Here is a 6391-nt window from a genome sequence, read left to right as displayed (position 1 = left end):
GTAATTATAGAATTATCAACATACTATTATATAACTTATATAACTGGGTTCTATATGATAACTGAAATGACAAGATATAATTAGGGCTTGCTGATTAAATCTAAAAGTATTTACAGATAAAGCTTTTAGCCTTTTTGAAGTCGAATTGCAGTGCCTGGGAATCAGCTCTTCACGCTCAAAAAGGAGCGTATTTTAGGCTCATAGTTGGGCAGAAAAATCTAGGGACAAAACTTAGCTCCTACCTCCTCGCTCATTCCTATTTCTCCTGTCTCCTGTCTTCTACCCTCACCCATAAGACTTTTTCAGCAAACCCTAATTATTTATCTTAACTTCATTTTTAACTCAGTTAAATTTAAGGTATGTACAGCATTCTTAAAACTGAAAATATTGTAATTTTACAAAATAAAAATAAAGTAGGTTCAACAATTAATTGTTAATTATTAATTGTTCATTATTACCTCTTCTTATAAATAAGAGGATTGGCTAAAAGGATTTTTTTTATTTTCTTGGTTGATTGAATCTGGCGAGGAGACTTCACCACCCCTCGACCGCTTTTTTCTCTATGAATGGAGAGGCTTTATACCTTAATTTTTAGGTAAAAATCCTGATAATTCTCAAGAAAATATTCAAATTATAGTATAAATAAACGTAAGCATTCAGCCGTCAGTTATTAGCTATCAGCAGTATAAGTATTCAAGCGGACGATATTACTTCTTCCTTCTTCTTCCTTCTTCCTTCTTCCTTCCTTATTGAATTATGAAAAAAGTAGCTAAAATAATTCTCAATACTGCTTTATTTGCTAGCTTGGGTTTGAGTTCTATAGTCTTACAAGCAGGTAGCTGGAATAACTTTAAACTTCGCTATTTTAATCTCACACAATATCTCAATAATCAAGATAGAGAACTCCAAGATATTCAAGCACAAAATCTCGACCCTCAGAAATATAGTCGAATTAATTTAGCTGAACTTTTGAATGGCGGACCGCCAAAAAATGGTATTCCTTCTATTGATAATCCGAAATTTGATACGGCGACAACAACACCTTTTCCCACTAATGAAACAGTAATTGGTATAGAAATAAACGGTGAAGCTGTTGCTTATCCTTTTGGCATTATGAATTGGCATGAAATTGTTAATGATACAGTAGGAGGAATGAATATTACTGTTTCTTATTGCCCTCTTTGTGACACTATAATCGCATTTGAACGTGGCAATACAACTTATGGAGTTTCTGGCAAACTTTATCAAAGTTGTTTAGTTATGTATGACCGCTCTAATAGTACTCTTTATTCTCAACCTTGGGCTATTGGTATTCTTGGTCAGAATGTTAACAGTAATTTGAATAGAATTTCTGCTATTAAAACTACTCTAGAAAATTGGTTAGCAGTGTATCCTAATAGTAAGATTTTATCTACAAAAACAGGTTATAAACGTGACTATTTTAACTATCCTTATGGCAGTTACTATACCGATAAAATGTTGATTTTTCCAGTCAGAAATCAAGCACAACTTAACCAACATCCCAAGGCTATTATTAGCTATGTTTGGGAAGCAGACCGAGAAACACCTGAAAATTATTTCTCAGGTAGTAGTGTTCAGTTTTTACATTCAGAAATTAAGCAACTAAAAGAAAAAATTGTAGAGTTTAATAGGCGAAAAATACGCGCTAAATGGGACAGTCAAATGCAAACCGTTATTGTTGAAGAATTCGATGGTACAACTATCCCTAGTTCCACCGCTTTTGCTTTTGTTTATCCAGCATTTTTTCCACAAGTCCAGTAGGGTGTGTTAGCGACAGCGTAACGCACCGTCAATAGTCCAGTAGTGGACTGTTTCACTAAAATAGTGCATTAGCCTTTTTCGTAATCATCCCATCATATCAAATCCGGTTAAACAGCCATAGAATTGTTAAGTTAGGAGGAGTCAACCCACCCCTAACCCCTCCGGTGGAGGGGAAGTCAGGAGTCAGGAGTCAGGAGGAGAAAAAATTACAAAAATAAACGTAGTTATGGCGATTGAAGATTTTTTTTATGTCCAATTAAACGGATTTGAGATCACACCCTCACCTCATTCCCCCACCCCCCCCATTTTCTATTGCACCATTTTAGATTTGTCGGTCCAGTAGAGTGTATTAGCGGTAGGGTTAGGGGGGGTTCCCTCCCTGTAGGGACGTTGCATACAACGTCCCTACTACTCAATAAAATGTAGAAAAGTTTTTGAGAAATGATATCAGTAGAGAATACTAAACCCTAAGCTGCAAAAAGTCACGGAAACTCCAATGATACAAACTATAACAAATTTCTCCCCCAATTTCTTGCCAATGTAAAAATTCCAACCAACTTTCCAGCACTTCTTCCACATCATATTCATCCACATCTATGAATTGAGCTATAGTCTCCACGGAAACTGCTTTTTCTTGCTCAACTAACACTCTCAGCACTTCTAACTCAATTTCTGACAAACCGTCACCTGCCATTTTTGGCCACAAACTGTGGTAATATTCCTCTAAACCTGCCGTAGAGAAGTCCCAAGGGCGAATGCCATTCGCCCCCTCTTCCCCCTCTTCCCCCTCTTCCCACACTCCTACAACAGTAGGGGGGATACCACCCAACACCCGACTCAAATACATAAAATTATTCCCGCTTGCAGCCACCAACTTTCGTCAAAATTCCAATCTGGATAAGGGCGAAATTCTGGAGATTTAGTCCGCTTTGCCACACGAATAAAAACTTGACCAAACTCTTCTAATTCTGACCGAATATTAATCTGGGATTCTTTTATTTCATCCCCCAAAGCATAAGATTCAATAAAATCATCAACCTTATTCCAGAAACTGATAGGAGAATTAGCAGAATAGGCACTCCAAAAATCATTTTTTATTTGTTTCTCCCGAAAAAGCTTCAAAATTGCCTCATCCTTACCAACACCATATTCCACCAAAGCATAAATATAAACCCCATCAACATCTTTCGGAGGTTGTGTGGGGTCAAGCTTTAATTTTTTTAAAGTATTAACAACAAGTTCATTTCGTTGAGCTGCATCGATCGCTTGAGGAACAGCAGATTTAGCAGCATTAATAATCGTTTTAACAATATTATCTAACATAAATTAGACCTCAAATTAGGAATAGCAAATCGAATGCAGAAAATTTTTTCTAGGATTTTTCAATTAGACCTAGAGCAAAGTTTAAGAGTTCCACCCGTTTTTCTTCCGAAAGGAAATTAATCAAAGCAGTAACTTTATCGGTTGTAGTTAACCATTGCTTAGTTTGAGCTTGCCAAACAACCATAAATTCATTGGCTAATAGCTTAAATCTATCGTAAGCATTCTGTATTGTTAGCTATAGTAATCCTAAATATGTCGTAACAAATCAAAAAGTAAATCAAAAAACTGAAACTCCCACCTGTTGCCTGTTGCCTGTTGCCTGTTGCCTAAAAAGCAGTAAGATTTTTGACACGAATAAAATAGGATTGCTATATCAGCTATCAGTTTCATTTAACCGTTAACTGATAACTGATAACTTAAATTACCAATATTTTTGAGAGCTGCTAAAACTTGCTCTAATTCATTTTCTTTCTCAATAGACAAAGCATAAGAACGACTATATATAGGAACATTTGCTTTTTGAAGTTTAACAAAAACAAACTCTCTACCATTAAGCAAAAAAGCAAACGTTGGGCGATGATTTTGGGAATTTTTCAACATATAAACTAAAGCTTGAGGTAGAGCTGCCGTAACATCAAATTTAGTCTTTTTGGATTCAATAACCAATATCCAAAATCTCTGTTGCAGAACTAAAACATCTATTCTACCTCTAACAATTAAATCATTATCTTCATCAGAAATTTCCACAGAAGTTTCAGTTATTATCGAAAAGGGAGGTTTAAAAAATCCAGCTAAATCTAGTAAAGGTGCTAAAATAACCAATTTGACTCCCTCTTCCAATAAAGGGCGACGATTAACTAAATTAAAATAGTTACTTCTAACTCTTTCTAAACTGCGTTTTTCTTCATCAGTTACAGAAGGTAAATTGTCTTGCCATTCCCGAAAAAATTGACTATCAGTTGTTAGTTGAAGTTCAAAGTTTTCTTGTAATTCTTCTAGAGTAATATCCTGAGCTTGAACAGTTTAAACCATAATAAATCATTGCTTTTAGGAAACAGGGAATAGGGAATAGGGAATAGGAAATAGGGACATAGAATAGAAATAAAGAGATAGTAACTGGTTAGTTTAGGGTCATTCTAATTCCACCAAACAAAAATATGAGTGTCCAAAACAATCATAAAACCTCTTCACAACAATTCTCCATATCCCAGTCTTCTATAGGAATAGCTGATTCTTGGGGAGCAGCATAGTGTAGATATGACTGCTTATTTGTCTAATGGATTAGAAGGATATTCTTGTTTAAATTCACTAATACTAACAAGTCCAGCCAGCTTATTTTGAATAACTTCATTCTCCTGACTCCTGACTCCTGACTCCTTTCTTACAAAACTCCCTTAGAACTAGGAATTTCCCCAACTCGCCTGGGGTCAATTTCCGTAGCCATCCGTAGAGAACGAGCAAAAGCTTTAAACCCTGCCTCAATAATATGATGAGAATTAATTCCAGCCAACTGTCGAATATGCAAAGTCATCAAACTATTATTTGCCACAGCCACAAAAAATTCCCGCACTAACTGAGTATCATAAGTACCAACCCGTTGAGTAGGCATTTCCAAACCATAACTCAAATGTGGACGACCAGAAAAGTCCAAGGCCACCTGAACCAATGCCTCATCCAAAGGAGCCAAAAAATGACCAAAACGCACAATACCCTTGCGATCGCCCAACGCCTGCTTTAAAGCCTGGCCCAAAGTAATCCCCACATCCTCATTAGTATGATGGTCATCAATTTCAATATCCCCCACAGCATGAACTTCCAAATCAATCAGTCCATGAGAAGAAATTTGATGCAACATATGGTCTAAAAAAGGAATCCCAGTATTAGCCTTACAATTACCCACACCATCAAGATTAAGAGTAACAGTTACATCAGTTTCCCCAGTCGTCCGTTTCACCGAAGCAACTCTGGCAGGCAAATTCAGTTTTGCTGGAGTAGATGAAGAATGGCGATCGCTTATCTGCATAATAAAAATATCAATATAAATTTTGAATTTTAATTTTTCACAGGTAGGTTGAGAATGATGAAAAATATCAAATGACAGTCCAGTAGGGTGCGTTAGGCGCTTACCACAAACTACCATTGAACTGTCAAATATTAGGTTGCGCCGTAACGCACCGTTGAGAAGTCTAGTCCAGTAGTGGAAGGACATACCTAAAATGGTGCGTGACGACGGATTACTGAATCCCTTTCATAGTCTAAATTTAAGCCGTCTAACGCACCCTACCAATTTGGCTATCCTTAACTTTTGACTTTTGAATTTTGAATTTTGACTTAAAAATCACATTCCCATAATTTCATAACCAGCATCCACATAAATAACCTGACCAGTAATGCCACTTGCCAGATCGCTACATAAAAAAGCAGCAGTATTACCAACTTCAATTTGAGTCACAGTCCGACGTAATGGAGCTATCTGTTCCACATGATGAATCATATCCTTAATACCTCCCACTGCCGAAGAAGCCAAAGTTTTAATTGGACCAGCAGAAATAGCATTAACCCGAATATTTTTCTGACCAAGTTCCGCAGCTAAATAACGAACATTCATTTCCAAAGCAGACTTAGCAATGCCCATCACATTATAATTAGGAACTACCCGCACGCCCCCTAAATAAGTGAGAGTGACAATACTTCCTCCTTCAGTCATCAGTTCCTTCGCCTCAGAACTCAAATCAATCAGAGAATAAGAACTAATTTCCAAAGCACGAGTAAAACCTTCACGAGTAGTATTACTAAAATCCCCAGATAATTCCTCCTTACCAGCAAAGGCCAAACAATGAATCAAAATATCCAACTTACCCCATTTTTCCCCTACTCCAGCAAAAGTAGCCTTCACCTGTTCGTCGTCCTGAACATTACAGGGTAAATATAAAGAAGGACTCAAAGGTTCTACCAATTCCCAAACCTTCTTTTCAAATCTACCCTTATCATCCGGGAGAAAAGTGACCCCCAAATTTGCTCCTGCTTTGTGGAGTTGTTGAGCAATTCCCCACGCAATAGAACGATTATTCGCAATACCTGTTACTAGAGCATTTTTTCCTGTTAAATCTAACATAATACCTTGATTTATTGAGAAACTATAGTAAAATTTTCAATCAAATAATAAAGTCTAAAATTTAATTTCATACTTAGAAGCTATAATACATAGCATCTTTGACATTAGGCAAATTTATAGATAATATTAGCACCTATGGCCATAATGAGAAATTCAATTTCTCATTATGGA

At 36.5% G+C, this 6391-nt stretch carries 7 protein-coding genes; 1 reads left to right on the top strand and 6 read right to left on the bottom strand.

Annotated elements, in window-relative coordinates:
* Positions 1–756: 756 nt before the first annotated feature.
* Entirely contained in the window at positions 757–1782 is a 1026-nt protein-coding gene (locus tag F6K13_RS13185; protein ID WP_124146903.1) for a DUF3179 domain-containing protein, read from the top strand.
* Between the two features lie 460 nt (positions 1783–2242).
* On the opposite strand, the gene F6K13_RS13180 is transcribed toward F6K13_RS13185, so the two are convergent.
* The 6 genes from F6K13_RS13180 to fabI all read right to left on the bottom strand — a co-directional run bounded on the left by F6K13_RS13180 (position 2243) and on the right by fabI (position 6220).
* Positions 2243–2629 (bottom strand): Holliday junction DNA helicase RuvB C-terminal domain-containing protein, encoded by a 387-nt coding sequence (locus tag F6K13_RS13180; RefSeq protein ID WP_124146904.1) that lies wholly within the window; start codon positions 2627–2629, stop codon positions 2243–2245.
* Complete coding sequence (locus tag F6K13_RS13175; RefSeq protein ID WP_124146905.1) at positions 2620–3105, bottom strand: hypothetical protein; 486 nt, start codon at positions 3103–3105, stop codon at positions 2620–2622. The genes F6K13_RS13180 and F6K13_RS13175 overlap by 10 nt, the downstream gene beginning before the upstream one ends.
* A 49-nt stretch (positions 3106–3154) precedes the next feature.
* A complete protein-coding gene (locus F6K13_RS13170; protein ID WP_275670438.1) occupies positions 3155–3289 on the bottom strand; it encodes a hypothetical protein in 135 nt (44 codons plus the stop codon).
* A gap of 206 nt (positions 3290–3495) precedes the next feature.
* Positions 3496–4110: a type I restriction endonuclease gene (locus F6K13_RS13165; protein WP_240039146.1), complete on the bottom strand. Its 615-nt coding sequence runs from the start codon at positions 4108–4110 to the stop codon at positions 3496–3498.
* A 376-nt stretch (positions 4111–4486) separates the two neighbouring features.
* Entirely contained in the window at positions 4487–5128 is a 642-nt protein-coding gene (gene hisB, locus F6K13_RS13160) for an imidazoleglycerol-phosphate dehydratase HisB (protein ID WP_124146922.1), read from the bottom strand.
* Between the two features lie 315 nt (positions 5129–5443).
* Positions 5444–6220 (bottom strand): enoyl-ACP reductase FabI, encoded by a 777-nt coding sequence (gene fabI, locus F6K13_RS13155; RefSeq protein ID WP_124146906.1) that lies wholly within the window; start codon positions 6218–6220, stop codon positions 5444–5446.
* Between the last annotated feature and the right edge of the window lie 171 nt (positions 6221–6391).

Source organism: Okeania sp. SIO2B9, from assembly GCF_010672505.1.
Lineage (GTDB): Bacteria > Cyanobacteriota > Cyanobacteriia > Cyanobacteriales > Microcoleaceae > Okeania > Okeania hirsuta.
Note: the sequence above shows the minus strand (reverse complement) of the source record. Positions and strands in the feature narration are given on the sequence as shown.

Excerpts from the sequence above, each read along its gene's own strand:
- hisB (WP_124146922.1), bottom strand. The coding sequence starts at position 5,128 with ATGCAGATAAGCGATCGCCATTCTTCATCTACTCCAGCAAAACTGAAT.
- F6K13_RS13180 (WP_124146904.1), bottom strand. The coding sequence starts at position 2,629 with ATGTATTTGAGTCGGGTGTTGGGTGGTATCCCCCCTACTGTTGTAGGA.
- F6K13_RS13185 (WP_124146903.1), top strand. The coding sequence starts at position 757 with ATGAAAAAAGTAGCTAAAATAATTCTCAATACTGCTTTATTTGCTAGC.
- fabI (WP_124146906.1), bottom strand. The coding sequence starts at position 6,220 with ATGTTAGATTTAACAGGAAAAAATGCTCTAGTAACAGGTATTGCGAAT.
- F6K13_RS13170 (WP_275670438.1), bottom strand. The coding sequence starts at position 3,289 with ATGGTTGTTTGGCAAGCTCAAACTAAGCAATGGTTAACTACAACCGAT.
- F6K13_RS13175 (WP_124146905.1), bottom strand. The coding sequence starts at position 3,105 with ATGTTAGATAATATTGTTAAAACGATTATTAATGCTGCTAAATCTGCT.